Source organism: Enterobacter cloacae complex sp. SHL009, from assembly GCF_049237205.1.
In the GTDB taxonomy this organism is placed as follows: Bacteria; Pseudomonadota; Gammaproteobacteria; order Enterobacterales; family Enterobacteriaceae; genus Enterobacter; species Enterobacter cloacae_M.
Genome location: NZ_JBMKIW010000003.1, coordinates 204,617 through 218,917 on the forward strand (window position 1 = coordinate 204,617; position 14,301 = coordinate 218,917).

At 55.2% G+C, this 14,301-nt stretch carries 11 protein-coding genes; 5 read left to right on the forward strand and 6 right to left on the reverse strand.

Annotation, left to right across the window (positions count from 1 at the left end; translation table 11 throughout):
• Positions 1-242: 242 nt before the first annotated feature.
• Positions 243-605 carry a 6-carboxytetrahydropterin synthase QueD gene (gene queD, locus ACOTZC_RS09760; RefSeq protein WP_023309002.1) on the forward strand — a complete coding sequence of 121 codons (363 nt, stop codon included), beginning with the start codon at positions 243-245 and terminating at the stop codon, positions 603-605.
• Here queD and ACOTZC_RS09765 read toward each other — a convergent pair.
• Positions 590-2,935, reverse strand: a complete 2,346-nt coding sequence (locus tag ACOTZC_RS09765) for a helix-turn-helix transcriptional regulator (RefSeq protein ID WP_163354208.1) — start codon at positions 2,933-2,935, stop codon at positions 590-592. The two genes, queD and ACOTZC_RS09765, sit on opposite strands and share 16 nt — an antisense overlap.
• A gap of 171 nt (positions 2,936-3,106) precedes the next feature.
• Here ACOTZC_RS09765 and ACOTZC_RS09770 point away from each other — a divergent pair, with 171 nt between their 5' ends.
• Positions 3,107-4,276, forward strand: a complete 1,170-nt coding sequence (locus ACOTZC_RS09770) for a M20 aminoacylase family protein (protein ID WP_045355771.1) — start codon at positions 3,107-3,109, stop codon at positions 4,274-4,276.
• A 27-nt stretch (positions 4,277-4,303) separates the two neighbouring features.
• Entirely contained in the window at positions 4,304-5,701 is a 1,398-nt protein-coding gene (locus tag ACOTZC_RS09775; protein WP_047173515.1) for an MFS transporter, read from the forward strand.
• Between the two features lie 17 nt (positions 5,702-5,718).
• Here ACOTZC_RS09775 and queE read toward each other — a convergent pair whose 3' ends face one another.
• From queE to ACOTZC_RS09790, 3 genes are read right to left on the reverse strand one after another with little or no spacing between them, the layout of a single operon-like run.
• Positions 5,719-6,390 (reverse strand): 7-carboxy-7-deazaguanine synthase QueE, encoded by a 672-nt coding sequence (gene queE / locus ACOTZC_RS09780; RefSeq protein WP_023309006.1) that lies wholly within the window; start codon positions 6,388-6,390, stop codon positions 5,719-5,721.
• Positions 6,391-6,444: 54 nt separating this feature from the next.
• On the reverse strand, positions 6,445-7,152 hold the full coding sequence (locus tag ACOTZC_RS09785; protein WP_045404173.1) for an N-acetylmannosamine-6-phosphate 2-epimerase: 708 nt from the start codon (positions 7,150-7,152) through the stop codon (positions 6,445-6,447).
• On the reverse strand, positions 7,152-8,711 hold the full coding sequence (locus tag ACOTZC_RS09790) for a PTS transporter subunit EIIC (protein ID WP_163354206.1): 1,560 nt from the start codon (positions 8,709-8,711) through the stop codon (positions 7,152-7,154). The genes ACOTZC_RS09785 and ACOTZC_RS09790 overlap by 1 nt, the downstream gene beginning before the upstream one ends.
• A gap of 165 nt (positions 8,712-8,876) precedes the next feature.
• Between ACOTZC_RS09790 and ACOTZC_RS09795 the strand changes: the two genes are divergently transcribed.
• Positions 8,877-9,701 (forward strand): MurR/RpiR family transcriptional regulator, encoded by an 825-nt coding sequence (locus ACOTZC_RS09795; RefSeq protein ID WP_163354205.1) that lies wholly within the window; start codon positions 8,877-8,879, stop codon positions 9,699-9,701.
• A gap of 358 nt (positions 9,702-10,059) precedes the next feature.
• The gene (locus ACOTZC_RS09800) at positions 10,060-11,169 is read left to right on the forward strand and encodes an SDR family oxidoreductase (RefSeq protein ID WP_421635748.1); all 1,110 of its coding nucleotides are present in this window, start codon (positions 10,060-10,062) and stop codon (positions 11,167-11,169) included.
• 52 nt (positions 11,170-11,221) lie between these two features.
• On the opposite strand, the gene eno is transcribed toward ACOTZC_RS09800, so the two are convergent.
• Together eno and pyrG are read right to left on the reverse strand one after the other, a co-directional pair.
• Positions 11,222-12,520, reverse strand: coding sequence for a phosphopyruvate hydratase (gene eno, locus ACOTZC_RS09805; RefSeq protein ID WP_045355766.1), 1,299 nt, complete (start codon positions 12,518-12,520; stop codon positions 11,222-11,224).
• 82 nt (positions 12,521-12,602) lie between these two features.
• On the reverse strand, positions 12,603-14,240 hold the full coding sequence (pyrG, locus tag ACOTZC_RS09810; protein ID WP_023309013.1) for a glutamine hydrolyzing CTP synthase: 1,638 nt from the start codon (positions 14,238-14,240) through the stop codon (positions 12,603-12,605).
• Between the last annotated feature and the right edge of the window lie 61 nt (positions 14,241-14,301).

The window sequence follows — 14,301 nt, forward strand, 5'->3', positions numbered from 1 at the left end:
AACGGCGAGGATAATAACAATTAAAGAAGGGATGGAAATAATAAATAACCAAATGGACTAACCTGTTTTAGTTGTCATACCTAACGATAAAACCGATTAATTAACCCACTGAAAATTATCGATAAAACCCACAAAAAAAACCCGTTAACGAGACGCATGGCTTCAGAGCCGTTTTAGTTAATGCTAAAAATTGTGCTTTCCGGTACTATGCGGCGGTTTTTTCCGCATTACTGAGAGCGATCATGTCCACCACACTGTTTAAAGATTTCACCTTCGAAGCCGCCCACCACCTTCCGCATGTCCCTGAAGGGCATAAATGCGGCCGTCTGCACGGGCATTCGTTCATGGTGCGTCTTGAGATCACCGGTGAAGTTGATCCGCATACCGGTTGGATCATGGATTTTGCCGAGCTGAAGGCGGCGTTTAAGCCGACCTACGATCGTCTGGATCATTACTACCTGAATGATATCCCGGGCCTTGAAAACCCGACCAGCGAAGTGCTGGCTAAATGGATTTGGGATCAGATGAAGCCGCTGGTGCCGCTGCTGAGCGCGGTGATGATCAAAGAGACCTGCACCGCTGGCTGTATCTATCGCGGGGAGTGATCCTCTTCATCACGCCCGTTTAGCGGCATGAACTCATAGAGCACGAGCGCGTTACTTTCCAGTGATTCTGTCATTTGCCAGCCGTCATTAAGCCGTTCATCGCGTAAGGAAAGCGTTGGACGCGCTTTGTGCGCAATCCAGCGCCACATCTCTTCATCAGGCCCGCTGTCGCTGCGTACCCCTTCCAGCAGCGGGTAGAGCGCACCATTGTGCCGATCGAAAAGATGGCGCCTGATGCGCCACTCGCCGCGCATCCCCTGTAGCTGCAGATGATATTGCTGTTGAAAACGTTGGATGAAAGCCTCCTCGCTGGAGAGCAGCGGATTGAACACCACCACGTTACGCAGCAGCAGCTGATAGCCCCCCTGATGGCGGAGCAGCAGCACGCTCTTGTCGTTGACGAGCACTTCTCCCCGCAGGCGTTGCCACAGCCAGAGCACCCAGTAGATGGGCCGCGGAAGGCCGTGATTATACTGAAGCGCAAGGCTCGATGTATCGAGGGTGTTGTTCGTCCTGGCTTCCCCCTGCAAACCGGAATTCAGCCAGAATCCCGCCAGCCAGACCTGTTCTGAAAGCCCGAGTAAATTTTGCATAAGCAGCGCGCCGCGAAAAAACCAGCCGTTGGTTGCCCGCGTATTCCCGGTAAGGGTATTCCACGAGAGTAACCATACCGGCAGCGTGCGCTGCCGCTGGCGAAGGGCGGAGAGTATTTGGCGGATCTTCAGCACGGGATAGTTTTCAGACGAGGAGATATGTGCAGGATCCAGCCGCGCCAGATCGAGCAGCTCGTTGGCATCCGCCTGACAGGCGAGGAAATCGGCCTGGCCCAGAATGCCAGAATGGAACAGCGCGTCGTCGCCGAGTTCAGTACCCACGGGAGAGAAGCGATGCCACACCCCAAACTTTGCCTGTGGAAGGTAGGCCCCGACCGTCGCCCGCTGAGCCTGCCAGGCGTGCTCCTGGGTTTCCGCGCTTGCCTGAGGAGACCAGTGCATCACAACGTGCCAGCCTGCGGTAATATCGGGTAAAAATCGGTTAACCGACAGCTGCAAAAAGCGCTTCAGAAGATCGCATCGGGTGGTGACCCCCGTGTGCAGCAGGATCGTCCAGCCTTTTTTTGCTACCCAGGTAAACAGCTGCTGCAGATTGTACCAGCAGGCGTAACCCGCCATATGGGGATCGTCCCATCCCGTGGCGAACAGACGGCTGCTGAGAAAAGGTTCAGCGATATCAATCCCCTCAATTGGGATCGCCTCGTGAAGCGCCTCCAGATGCTGGCGAACATCCTCCCGCAGTAAATCGTCGAGCTCGCGCAGGGTGACGACCAGCCTCGCGCGGCGCAGCGCGGACGAGAGCGGATAAAGCTGCTGCAGATCAACTATTCGCTCCTGACGCGGAGAGTGGGTTAGCGGAGCGGGTTCCCAGCCGCGGTTCTCAGCGCCTCTAAGCAAGCTAAACAGCCTATCCACCGCGATGGGAAAGCGCTGCTCGCCTGTGCCTGCCCGCAGCGGAGACGCATCGGAGCGATGCCGCCTGGCCTTACGAAACTCGCCCGGAGACATATTGTGATAGCGCCGGAACCGATCGGTCATCATACGCGTGCTGGCAAACCCGTGCTCCAGCGCAATCTGATGCAAAGGACGGCTGGTGAGGCGCAGGGCGTCAGCCGCTTTTTCCAGACGCAGGGCGGTGATGTACTGCATAAAACTGACACCCATCTCTTTTCGAAAGAGGCGGGAGAGCCACGCTTCGGAGACGAACTCACTCGCTGCAATTTCGGCCAACGTAATGCGCCGGGTATAGCTGGCGTTGATCCGCTCCAGCACGCGGGCAATGCGCTTGCTGACGTCGGCGTGCTGGTCCCGGGGTTTCTGGCGGGCAGGCTGCTGAAAGCGGCCAATCAGCAGCAGCAGGATCTCGCTCAGCCAGCGATTTGCCTCCAGCCTGAAGCGGTGCGGATCGTTCACCAGCGTCACCACCAGAAGCTGACGCAGCAGGTGCCGAAGTTCGTCACACTGCGGCCAGTTTCCACCGGACTCTGTCGGAACCGCGTAGTCATGGGCAAAAAAGTCATTGTACAGCTTGATTACCCACCGCCCGGAGAGAACGACACGAAGCGTCACGTTCGCGCTCTGGCTACTGAACCGCCAGCGCTGATAGCGGTTTATCACCGCAAGACCGTTATTTGACACCGTCTCGCGTCCTGCGGCGGTTTGCAGTTCGGCTTGCCCTTCCAGAACCCACAGTATCGTCAGCGAATCACCTTCATCCTGCGTGAGCAGGCGAATGTCTTCAACGACTACCGCAAACTCGTTCCCATGCTGCTCCATTCGGCTCCCCCGCATGGACAAAAAATGATGCGCCATTTTTTGTCATAACTGAATCGTATGAAAAACAATCAGAAAAAAGGCGTCGCTTTACAACAAAAAAGGGCATTTTCCGGCAATGCGATCGACATAAACTCGAAACTAACACCGTTTGGCAGGAAAAGGATAACAAAAATGACACATCCAATTGTTGACGCTCTGCGGGACACCGAAGATCGGTTCACTGAACTTCGTCGCGAATTCCACCGACACCCCGAAATTGGCTTCGAGGAGCACAAAACCAGCGACCGCGTCGCGTCACTCCTTCAACAATGGGGCTATGAGGTCCACCGGGGAATGGCAAAAACCGGGGTGGTTGGCACCCTGAAGGTGGGCAACAGCAGCAAAAGCCTGGGCCTGCGCGCCGACATGGATGCACTGCCAATGCAGGAAAACAGCGGTAAGGCGTGGAGTAGCACCGTCGAGGGAAAATTCCACGGCTGCGGGCACGATGGCCACACCACCACGCTGCTCTATGCCGCAGAATATTTGGCGCGCACCCGCAACTTTAGCGGTACGTTACATCTCATTTTTCAACCTGCGGAAGAGCTGCTGTATGGCGGACGCGTCATGCTGGAGGATGGCCTGTTTGAGCAGTTCCCCTGCGACCATATTTTCGGCTTGCACAATATGCCCTCCCAGCCGCTCGGGAAAATCGGCCTTCGCGATGGCGCCATGATGGCCTCTTCGGATACCGTTCATATTGAAGTCAACGGGGTGGGAGGACACGGCGCCGTTCCGGAACACACCGTCGATGCCACGCTGGTTGCCTGCCACATCACCCTCGCCCTGCAGTCGATTGTGTCGAGGAATATTACCCCGTTCCAGCCGGTCGTCGTGACCGTGGGCAGCATCCAGGCGGGTCATGCTCCGAATATCATCAACGACAAGGTGTTAATGAAGCTGACCGTTCGCACGCTGGATGAAACGGTGCGTCAAACCGTGCTGCAGCGGATCCATGATATCGCCGTGGCGCAGGCTGAGAGCTTCAACGCCACGGCCACGATCCGTCACGTGAACGGGAGTCCGGTGCTAAGGAATAACCCGCAGGCCAATGAAATGGTGCGTACGGTAGCGACCGACCTGTTCGGTCAGGATGCCGTCTCGTCGGTGAATGCCTTTATGGGAAGCGAAGATTTTGCGTTCATGCTCGAGAAAAATCCCAACGGCTGCTACTTCACCCTCGGTGCGGGAGATGAACCTGAGCGCTGCATGGTGCATAACCCAGGCTATGACTTTAACGACAAGCTTCTCCTCACCGGCGCGGCACTCTGGAGCGCGTTGACCGAACATTATCTGCGTTAATTCCCGCCCACCCCGGAGGCTTGCACGATGAGTACCGTTCCCCTGACAGGCACACCGACCTACGCCGGTAACGATCGGCTGTTGGCCGGTATTGTGATGAGCGTTCTGACGTTCTGGTTATTTGCGCAGTCGGTGATTAACGTTGTCCCGGCAATGAAAAATAGCCTGACTATCTCCCTCGAAACCCTCACGCTGGCGGTCAGCCTCAGCGCCTTGTTCAGCGGCTGTTTTGTCGTTGCCTGCGGGGGATTCGCCGACAAGTTTGGGCGTATGCGCATGACCTATATCGGCCTGATGCTGAGCATCGTCGGAAGCGCCCTGCTTTTCATCTCGTGGGAGCCGGTTCTGTTTCTGCTGGGAAGAGCGATACAGGGGCTGTCAGCGGCCTGCATCATGCCCGCCACGCTGGCGCTGATTAAAACCTGGTATGAAGGAAACGCGCGGCAGCGGGCCATCAGCTTTTGGGTCATTGGTTCATGGGGCGGCAGCGGCCTGAGCGCGTTTGTCGGCGGGACTATTGCCACCACGCTCGGCTGGCGCTGGATTTTTGTTTTTTCCATGCTGGTCGCGGTGGCGGCGCTGCTGCTGATCCGCGGTACGCCGGAAAGCCGAAGCGACGCCGTGAGCCGCCATAAGCTGGATATCAGCGGCCTGGTGAGCTTTGTCTGCATGCTGGTGCTGCTGAACCTATTTATCAGTAAAGGGCACAGCTGGGGCTGGAGCAGCGTTTTATCGCTACTTGTGCTGGGTAGCGCCGCGCTGGCAGCGGTCTTCTTTGTGCTTACCGGGCGACGTAAAGGTGATGTGGCGCTGATTGATTTTGCCCTGTTTAAAAACCGGGCCTACAGCGCGTCGGTATTCTCAAATTTTTTGCTCAACGGCTGCATTGGCACCATGATGATCGCCAGTATCTGGCTGCAGCAAGGACACCATCTTTCGCCGCTACAAACCGGCATCATGACGCTGGGATATCTGGTCACCGTGCTGGCGATGATTCGGGTCGGGGAAAAGCTGCTCCAGCGTTACGGGGCGCGCCTGCCGATGATGACAGGGCCGCTGCTGACCGCAACGGGTATCACGCTGATCTCCTGCACTTTCTTAAGCAAAGAGATCTATATTGTCACCGTTTTTCTCAGCAACATTTTATTTGGCCTGGGGCTGGGGTGTTACGCCACGCCGTCAACGGATACTGCGGTAATGAATGCGCCTGAAAACAAAGTTGGCGTGGCCTCAGGGGTTTACAAGATGGGCAGTTCACTGGGCGGAGCAATGGGGATCGCCGTTACCGCGTCGCTGTATGCGCTGCTGCTGCCGCTGGGAATGGCCAGCGCCGCACAGTATGCGCTACTCTTCAACAGCGCAATTTGTCTCGCTTCGGCGGGAGTCACCTGGGCATTACTTCCTTCAGAACGGGCCCCGCGATAGTCGGGGCCGCGCAACGATCATGCGATATTCAGATATTTGTGCGTCTGCATCGACAGGCGCCAGTTGCGCGCAATACAGGTTTCAATGCACAGGCGCGTTGCATCCTCTTTCTGGCTGATAGGCTGCAGGGCAATCACCCGCTGCTTTTCATCCGTCAGCGTGGCCAGCAGTTCATCCAGCGCTTCGATATCACGCACGCGCCCTACCGGGTGCTTAATCTCATCCGCGCGTTCCAGCGCCTGAGACAGCACGTCATACCCGCCGCGCATATTCACTTTTGGCGATACCGTCACCCAGGTCGTGTGTGAACAGCGCACTTCATGGGTGCCGCTGGTCTCAATCTGGCAGCTGTAGCCGTTCTTTTCGAGCAGCTCGGTCAGCGGCGTCAGATCGTGGATGCAGGGTTCACCGCCGGTGATCACGACGTGGCGCGCCGTCCAGCCCTGACGACCAATAATGGCCAGCAGATCTTCAGAACTGCCCGCGCCCCACTTATCGCTCTCTTTGGTTTTCGCCAGAATGCTAAACAGCGACACTTCCCGATCTGCGAGCTTATCCCACGTATGTTTGGTATCACACCAGGCACAGCCAACCGGGCATCCCTGTAAACGAATGAAAATAGCGGGAACGCCGGTAAAGTAACCCTCGCCTTGCAGGGTCTGGAACATCTCGTTAATCGGGTACTGCATAGTCATCTCAGTAAAGGGGATAAACGATAAGTATCGCAGATCCCCGCCGGATGGTCATGCTCCATCGGTGCTTTGCGCGCCAATCGCCGCCATAAAACGCTCGGTAATTTGCTGTGGACGGGTGATCGCGCCGCCGACGACGACCGTATGCGCGCCCAGCGCCAGGCATCTGGCCGCGCGTTCAGGCGTATCCACGTTGCCTTCGGCAATCACGGGAACCGTCACGGCGGCCAGCACGGCCTTCAGGAACGCGCAGTCATTTTCCGGAAGCGAATGGCCCGCCGTTTCCGCCGTATAGCCGTAAAGCGTGCTGCCGACGCAGTCAAAGCCAAGCGCCTGCGCCGTCACGGCTTCGCCCACGGTGGAAATATCGGCCATCAGCAGTACCGAGGGGTAGCGCGAGCGAATGCGCGTGACCAGCGTTTCCAGGGATTCTCCACCGGGACGCTCACGCGCCGTCGCATCAAGCGCAATGATTTCCGGAGAGGCGGCCATGAGCTCATCCACCTCTTTCATCGTGGCGGTGATAAACACCTCGCTTTCCGGGTAATCCCGTTTGATGATGCCGATAACAGGCAAAGAGACCTGCTGCTTAATGGCCTCGATATCCACCACGCTGTTGGCACGAATGGCGGCGGCTCCGCCCTGCGCCGCCGCCAGCGCCATCCGCGACATAATAAACGGGCTGTGCAGCGGTTCATTTTCCAGCGCCTGACAGGAGACGACCAGTTTTCCCTTCAGGTTATCCAGTACAGTTTTCATTACGATAAGATCTCTTCCACTTCGTTTTTGATAATCGTGACGTGCGGGCCATAAATGACCTGAACACCGTTACCGCGCACGATAACGCCGCGTGCGCCGGTGGCTCTCAGCGCCGCGTCATTCACTTTGCTGCCGTCCTTCACCGTGACGCGAAGCCGCGTGGCGCAGCAGTCCACCTCTTCCAGATTGTCTTTTCCGCCTAATCCGGCGATCACCGCAACGGCGCGCTCGCTCTGCGAGAAGGTCGCTTCACTGGCCATCGCCTCCTTTTCCCGACCCGGCGTGGCAAAATCGAAACGGTTAATCAGATAGCGGAAGGTGAAGTAGTAAAGGAAGAACCACGGCACGCCGACCAGCGGAACGAACATCCAGTGGGTTTTGGCCTCCCCCTGCAAAATGCCGAACAGCACGAAGTCGATAAAACCGCCGGAGAAGGTTTGCCCGATGGTGATATGCAGCATGTGTGCGAGCATGAACGCCAGCCCGTCAAACAGCGCATGAATGACGTAAAGCACCGGCGCAATAAACAGGAAGGAAAACTCGATAGGCTCGGTAATCCCGGTCAGGAACGAGGTTAGCGCCGCAGAGAGCAGCAGCCCGGCAACGCGCTTTTTGTTCTCCGGTTTTGCCGTGTGGTACATCGCCAGACACGCGCCGAGCAGGCCAAACATCATCGTAATAAAGCGCCCGGACATGAAGCGCGACGTGCCCTCATAGAAATGCTGCGTGTTCGGGTCGGCCAACTGGGCGAAGAAGATCCGCTGTGTGCCCTCAACGAGGTGACCGTTAACAATCTCACTGCCGCCGAGCGCGGTAGTCCAGAACGGCAGATAGAAGATGTGGTGCAAACCAAACGGGCCCAGCATGCGTAAAATAAAGCCGTACAGCAGGGTGCCCAGATAGCCGGTGGCATCCACCAGCCCGCCGAGACCAAAAATCAGTTTCTGGAAATGCGGCCAGACCACGGTCATGAGCGCGCCGACGAGTATCGCCGCCAGCGAGCTGATGATGGGAACAAAGCGCGAGCCGCCAAAAAAGCCCAGGAACTGCGGAAGCGCAATTTTATTAAACCGATGATGGAGCGTGCAGGTCACCAGCCCAATCACCACGCCGCCAAACACGCCGGTTTCGAGCGTCTGTATCCCCAGCGTCATGCCCTGCCCTACAGCGCCCGGGTTCTCATGCGCCAGTTTGCCGGTGAGGATCAGCAGCGCGTTGATGGTGGCATTCATCACCAGAAACGCGAGCAGCGCCGCCAGCCCGGCCGTGCCCTTATCGCTTTTCGCCAACCCTACGGCCACCCCAACCGCAAACAGCACCGAGAGGTTCGCAAACACAATTGAACCGGCGCTGCTCATGATGGTGAAAATGGCCTGCAGCCAGCCCACATCTAAAAACGGATAAGCCGTCAGCGTATTGGGATTCGATAACGCGCCGCCTATCCCCAGCAGCAGACCCGCCGCGGGCAACACGGCAATGGGCAACATAAAGGATTTACCAAAGCGCTGCGCTTTTTCAAACCATCCCCCCGAAGAAGCACCACTGAACATTTGCATCATGTTTTCATCTCCCCATTAATTGATGAAAATTTTTACCATACAACTATTATTAAGTGAAAATTATCATCAAAAACCAGGAAGCCGATCATACTTTTTCAAAATGACTGGCATCTTTCCCCTCCTTTCCGCCACACTAGTCGCAGCGAAACACATTAAGGACGTGGCATGTCGGACCATGAAAATCTGCTGCTGAAGCTCCGCCAGGAGGCTTCCGGGTACAGCCCAACGCAACAAAAACTCGGCGAGTTTGTCCTCAGCGATCCTGGCCGGGTGCTCTACCTGACGATCACCGAGCTGGCGCGCGAGAGCCATACCAGCGAGGCAAGCGTCACGCGTCTTTGCCGGACGCTGGGCTGCAAGGGCTATAACGAATTTAAAATGGCGCTTGCGCTGGATATTCAGCAGGGCCAGCCCGCGCGTCAGGCGGGGGATGAGATTGATAACGTCGTGAATGAGTCGGTGCAGGCTTTGCAGGATACCGCCCGACTCCTCGACCGCGCGCTGCTTGAAAAAGCGGCGCTGGCGTTGCACCAGGCGCAATCCGTACAGATTTACGGCGTCGCGGCCAGCGCGATCCTCGGGGAGTACCTGCATTACAAGCTGCTGCGGCTGGGCAAACCCGCACAGCTGTTTAGCGATATGCACCGCGCGGCCATGAATGCGACAACGCTTTCGAAAGAGACGCTGGTTGTGGCCATCTCCAGCTCGGGTTCAACGCGGGATTTACTCCACGTGGTGAAGCTTGCCCGCAAGCGCGGCATTAAGGTTCTGGCGCTAAGCAATACGCCCCGCAGCCCGCTGGCGTCCCTGAGCGACATGCAGCTGGTGGCCGCCAAACCAGAAGGCCCTCTAAGTGCAGGCGCGCTCAATGCTAAGGTTGGAGTCATGCTGCTGGTCGAGCTGCTGACCACGTCCATGATTGCGCTGGATGGTCATTACGGCGACGTTAGTCAACAAACAGCCAGCGCCACGCTTCCCCTTTTGCTCTGAAAATAATTCGCAGGCTAAATAAATCGGCCTGCGACTTATGTTGTCTGATTTGAGTTAAGTGGTATTTAAAACATTTATTCGATAAATGTTTGGTGTAACAAATTATTATATTTATTACATTTTGAATTACGTTAGCCATTCGACATAGACTTTATAAAAGCATTTAAATTCAATAATTTAAAATTTAAATTTTAATAGAGTGAATTTTTACCCTTGCGCTAGTGTCCAATATCTCCACCTGATTCCCTTTCCTTAAAATAAGCTTAAGACGCCATTGATTTCGGCGTTTTATTATTTAAATGCCGTTTACTTTTGCACGCCTACAATCCGCCTCATCAATCATAATGAGACGGTATTAATGAAGATGTTATTGATTACAGGCGTGACCGGATTTCTGGGCGGTGCAGTTCTTGAAAAAATTCTGACCAGCGATCAACCTGCAAAACTCCTTTTGCTTGCGCGCGCCAGCGATCCGCAGAGCGGGCTGGAGCGCGTGCTGGAGAACATGCGCAAGTTCAACGTTCCCGAGGACAAACTGGCCTCCCTGAAGGTGGATAATATCCTGATTGGCGACCTCAGCCAGCCTGAAGCCTTTCTCAACGATCCCCGTCTGGATCGGGTCACGCACGTGGTTAACTGTGCGGCCGTGGCCTCATTTGGTAATAACCCGCTGATCTGGAAGGTCAACGTTGAAGGTACGCTCGCGCTGGCGCGCCGTATGGAGCAGGTTACAGGACTGCAGCGTTTCCTCCACGTCGGCACCGCAATGTCATGCACGCCGGAGCAGGATTCCCTGGTCGCCGAAAGCGCTGAATTCAGAGAGAATGCTGAACACCTGGTGGAATACACGTTTTCGAAGTCAACCATCGAACAGCTGATGCGCCAGGAGTGTCCGAACCTGCCGCTGCTCATCGCCCGTCCGTCCATCGTCGTCGGCCATACCCGTCACGGCTGCACGCCGTCGAGCAGCATTTTCTGGGTCTTTAGCATGGGCCTGATGCTGCAGAAATTTATGTGCTCAATGGAAGACAGGATCGACGTTGTTCCGGTGGATTATTGCGCCGACGCGATGTTAATGCTGCTCAACAGCAACGCTCGTCCGGGAGAAGTGGTACACATTTCTGCGGGAGAAGAGAACAGCGTTCGCTTTGCGGATATCGATCAGGCAATGGCGCAGGCGCTGAAGAAAGCCCCCGTCGGGGATAGATATGCGCAGGTCAGCTACGAAACGCTGGTCAGAATGCGCCGCGAGCTGAAACATATTTTTGGGCCGTGCAACGAACGTCTGATGCTGAAAGCCATGCGTTTATACGGTGCGTTTGCCACGCTTAACGTGCGCTTCAGCAACGATAAGCTGCTGAGCATGGGGATGCCGAAGCCCCCCCGGTTTACGGATTACATCGCCCGCTGCGTGCAAACCACCCAGGGGCTGACCATTCCGGAGCAAATGGCGGTCGATTTTAAATAGCAAAAAAAATGCCAGTCTTTCGACTGGCATTTTCATTTTAAGGCTTAAGCAATTATGCCTGGCCTTTGATCTCTTTACGACCGTTGTATGGTGCTTTTTCGCCCAGCGCTTCTTCGATACGAATCAGCTGGTTGTATTTAGCAACACGGTCAGAACGGCTCATAGAACCGGTTTTGATCTGGCCTGCAGCGGTACCCACAGCCAGGTCGGCAATGGTAGCGTCTTCAGTTTCGCCAGAACGGTGAGAGATAACAGCGGTGTAGCCAGCGTCTTTCGCCATTTTGATCGCAGCCAGAGTTTCGGTCAGAGAACCGATCTGGTTGAATTTGATCAGGATGGAGTTAACGATGCCTTTCTCGATGCCTTCTTTCAGGATCTTGGTGTTGGTTACGAACAGGTCGTCACCAACCAGCTGGATTTTGTCGCCCAGTACTTTAGTCTGGTATGCGAAGCCAGCCCAGTCAGACTCGTCCAGACCGTCTTCGATAGACACGATTGGGTACTGTTTGGTCAGGTCTTCCAGGAAGTGAGTGAACTCTTCGGAGGTGAACGCTTTGTTGCCTTCGCCAGCCAGAACGTATTTACCGTCTTTGTAGAATTCAGATGCTGCACAGTCCATCGCCAGGGTGATGTCTTTGCCCAGCTCGTAGCCAGCAGCTTTAACTGCTTCTGCGATAACGGCCAGCGCTTCTGCGTTAGAACCCAGGTTTGGCGCATAGCCACCTTCGTCACCAACAGCAGTGTTCATACCTTTAGCTTTCAGAACTTTAGCCAGGTTGTGGAACACTTCAGAACCCATACGTACGGCTTCTTTCAGGGATTTCGCGCCAACTGGCTGAATCATGAATTCCTGAATATCAACGTTGTTGTCTGCGTGCTCACCACCGTTGATGATGTTCATCATTGGTACAGGCATGGAGTATTTGCCTGGGGTGCCGTTCAGTTCAGCGATGTGCTCGAACAGTGGCATACCTTTCGCAGCAGCAGCCGCTTTGGCGTTTGCCAGAGAAACTGCCAGGATTGCGTTCGCACCGAAGTTAGATTTGTTTTCAGTACCGTCCAGATCGATCATGATCTTGTCGATGCCAGCCTGGTCTTTGGCGTCTTTGCCAAGGATTGCCTGAGCAATAGGACCGTTTACAGCGCCAACCGCTTTCAGTACGCCTTTGCCCAGGAAGCGGGATTTGTCGCCATCGCGCAGTTCCAGCGCTTCGCGAGAACCAGTAGAAGCACCTGATGGAGCAGCAGCCATACCAACGAAACCACCTTCCAGGTGAACTTCGGCTTCAACGGTCGGGTTACCACGGGAGTCGATGATTTCACGACCGATGACTTTAACGATTTTGGACATTAGATTTTCCTCAGTACAAGTTAAACTAAAACTCCAGACAAACAACGCGTACCAAAGGTACGCGTTGCCGTTCTAACTTTTTTTACTTCGCCTGACGCTTCTGGTAGTCGCTGGCGGCCTTCACGAAGCCTGCAAACAGCGGATGCCCGTCACGTGGCGTTGAAGTAAATTCCGGGTGGAACTGGCAGGCGACAAACCACGGATGGTTTGGCACTTCAATGATCTCGACTAACTGATCATCCCCGGAGCGGCCCGCAACACGCAGGCCCGCGGCTTCAATAGGTTTCAACAACATGTTGTTGACTTCATAGCGGTGACGATGGCGCTCGGTGATGACCGGCTCGCCGTACAGCTTGCGAACCACGCTATCGTCAGACAGCTGGCAGGCCTGTGCGCCAAGACGCATGGTGCCACCCAGATCGCTCTTCTCGGTACGGACTTCGACGTTACCTTCTTCGTCACGCCATTCAGTGATAAGCGCCACAACAGGGTACTTACAGTCTGGCACAAATTCCGTAGAGTTCGCGTTTTCCATTCCCGCTACGTTGCGCGCAAATTCGATCAGCGCAACCTGCATACCCAGACAGATGCCGAGGTATGGAATATTGTTTTCACGCGCATAGCGCGCGGTGGCGATCTTGCCTTCAACACCACGGTAGCCGAAGCCGCCAGGGATAAGGATAGCATCCAGATCTTTCAGGATTTCAACGCCACGCGTTTCAACATCCTGCGAATCAATCAGCTTGATGTTCACGGAAACACGGTTCTTCAGACCACCGTGTTTCAGCGCTTCGATCACTGACTTATAGGCATCCGGCAGTTCAATGTACTTGCCGACCATACCGATAGTCACTTCGCCTGCCGGGTTGGCTTCTTCATAAATAACCTGTTCCCATTCAGACAGGTTCGCTTCCGGACAGTTCAAGCTGAATCGTTTACAAATATAATCGTCCAGGCCCTGAGATTTCAACAGGCCCGGGATTTTATAAATGGAATCGACATCTTTCATTGAAATAACGGCTTTTTCAGGCACGTTACAGAACAATGCAATTTTCGCACGTTCGTTCGCCGGAACCGCGCGATCGGAGCGGCAAACCAGGATATCTGGCTGAATACCAATAGAGAGCAGCTCTTTCACAGAGTGCTGAGTCGGCTTGGTTTTCACTTCACCTGCGGCGGCCATGTACGGCACCAGAGTCAGGTGCATGAACAGCGCGTGCTCACGGCCGATATCTACCGCCAGCTGACGAATCGCTTCCAGGAATGGCAGGGATTCGATATCACCCACGGTACCGCCGATTTCAACCAGCACCACGTCGTGGCCTTCGCCACCCGCAACAATGCGTTCTTTGATTGCGTTAGTGATGTGCGGGATAACCTGAACGGTTGCACCCAGGTAGTCACCACGGCGCTCTTTACGCAGAACGTCGGAGTAGATGCGGCCAGTCGTGAAGTTGTTACGACGGGTCATTTTGGTGCGGATGAAACGCTCGTAGTGGCCAAGATCCAGATCGGTTTCAGCGCCGTCTTCAGTAACGAACACTTCCCCGTGTTGGATTGGGCTCATGGTGCCCGGATCGACGTTGATGTACGGATCCAGTTTCATCATGGTCACATTGAGGCCACGGGCTTCAAGAATGGCTGCGAGGGAGGCTGCGGCAATGCCTTTACCCAGAGAGGATACGACCCCGCCGGTCACAAAAATATAGTTCGTTGTCATGCTGAACCTGAGAAGTTAGGGTGAAACGATGGAATAACCAGGACGGGAAAGTAGTATACCC

Excerpts from the sequence above, each read along its gene's own strand:
- ACOTZC_RS09765 (WP_163354208.1), bottom strand. The coding sequence starts at position 2,935 with ATGGAGCAGCATGGGAACGAGTTTGCGGTAGTCGTTGAAGACATTCGC.
- ACOTZC_RS09795 (WP_163354205.1), top strand. The coding sequence starts at position 8,877 with ATGTCGGACCATGAAAATCTGCTGCTGAAGCTCCGCCAGGAGGCTTCC.
- queD (WP_023309002.1), top strand. The coding sequence starts at position 243 with ATGTCCACCACACTGTTTAAAGATTTCACCTTCGAAGCCGCCCACCAC.
- ACOTZC_RS09785 (WP_045404173.1), bottom strand. The coding sequence starts at position 7,152 with ATGAAAACTGTACTGGATAACCTGAAGGGAAAACTGGTCGTCTCCTGT.
- queE (WP_023309006.1), bottom strand. The coding sequence starts at position 6,390 with ATGCAGTACCCGATTAACGAGATGTTCCAGACCCTGCAAGGCGAGGGT.
- eno (WP_045355766.1), bottom strand. The coding sequence starts at position 12,520 with ATGTCCAAAATCGTTAAAGTCATCGGTCGTGAAATCATCGACTCCCGT.
- ACOTZC_RS09800 (WP_421635748.1), top strand. The coding sequence starts at position 10,060 with ATGAAGATGTTATTGATTACAGGCGTGACCGGATTTCTGGGCGGTGCA.
- ACOTZC_RS09775 (WP_047173515.1), top strand. The coding sequence starts at position 4,304 with ATGAGTACCGTTCCCCTGACAGGCACACCGACCTACGCCGGTAACGAT.
- ACOTZC_RS09790 (WP_163354206.1), bottom strand. The coding sequence starts at position 8,711 with ATGATGCAAATGTTCAGTGGTGCTTCTTCGGGGGGATGGTTTGAAAAA.
- ACOTZC_RS09770 (WP_045355771.1), top strand. The coding sequence starts at position 3,107 with ATGACACATCCAATTGTTGACGCTCTGCGGGACACCGAAGATCGGTTC.
- pyrG (WP_023309013.1), bottom strand. The coding sequence starts at position 14,240 with ATGACAACGAACTATATTTTTGTGACCGGCGGGGTCGTATCCTCTCTG.